This is a genomic window from Mycobacterium sp. TH-M82 (genome assembly GCF_057473605.1).
The window spans coordinates 1-1023 of sequence record NZ_JBYCKY010000389.1 but is presented as its reverse complement, the minus strand read 5'-3'; the positions used below and the strand labels follow the sequence as shown (position 1 = coordinate 1023).

Here is a 1023-nt window from a genome sequence, read left to right as displayed (position 1 = left end):
CGGCGCCGGCCCCGATTAAGTGAGACCAGCTGCGGCGGGTAGGCCATGACGGTCGTCGGGCCTGGCGCGGGCTTGGCGACCGTCATGGTGTCGAAGTGGCCGGCGTGACCGTGTAGGGGCCGCGGCCCGGGCCTGTCCTTCGGCTCGGGCAACCGCCGGATTTGCTGTCAGCGGGTCCGCGACACGGTGGCGCCGAAGATGTCGGTGCCCGGTGATAGACCAAGGGGTGTCGGCGCCTCACCGGCGTGTTGTGATGTGCGACACGCCGGTGAGGCGATCGCGGCGGGCACACGACCAGGGAATTTCAAGATTGTTATTCAGAACATCTTGTAGCTCATGATCTTGTCAGCCACTAGGTGTAGTGTTTCGGGCACCGGCGGATCCCCGCACCACCGCGCCAGCGCGGCCCGGTGGGCTTCCCGGAGTCGGCGTGAAAGTCCGAAGCCAAGCGCTTCGCACGGTCCACCGCACGACGGGAATCCGGGGGCCTGACGGACCGCTGAACATCGCAAAGACGCAGGACCCAGCTAGTTGCCAACCGTTACGTCCCACATTCCGCAAAGGAGCGGCAATCGATGAGCATCACCGTGTACAGCAAGCCGGCCTGTGTGCAGTGCACGGCCACCCAGAAAGCGCTGGACAAGCAGGGTCTGGCCTACGAGAAGGTCGACATCACGCTGGACTCCGAGGCGCGCGACTACGTGATGGCGCTCGGTTACCTGCAGGCGCCCGTGGTGGTGGCCGGCGACGACCACTGGTCGGGTTTCCGGCCGGACCGCATCAACGCGCTCGCCGGGGCGGCGCTGAGCGCGTAGCGGCACACGACAGGTAAGGGGGGTTGCGGCGCCATGGGTATCACGGAGCCCGACCTGGTCTATTTCTCTTCGGTGTCGGAGAACACCCACCGCTTCGTGCAGAAGTTGGGCATTCCCGCCACGCGGATACCGCTGCACGGCCGCATCGAGGTCGACGACCCGTACGTGCTGATCCTGCCCACCTACGGCGGCGGGCGGGCCACCCCCG

The 1023-nt window shown here is 66.8% G+C and carries 2 protein-coding genes; both read left to right on the top strand.

Annotation, left to right across the window (positions count from 1 at the left end; all coding sequences use genetic code 11):
• Positions 1 to 575 precede the first annotated feature (575 nt).
• Complete coding sequence (locus AC2VON_RS12050; protein ID WP_486953175.1) at positions 576 to 815, top strand: redoxin NrdH; 240 nt, start codon at positions 576 to 578, stop codon at positions 813 to 815.
• A gap of 33 nt (positions 816 to 848) precedes the next feature.
• The coding region (locus AC2VON_RS12045; RefSeq protein WP_486953176.1) for a class Ib ribonucleoside-diphosphate reductase assembly flavoprotein NrdI at positions 849 to 1023 on the top strand (175 nt) is incomplete at its 3' end.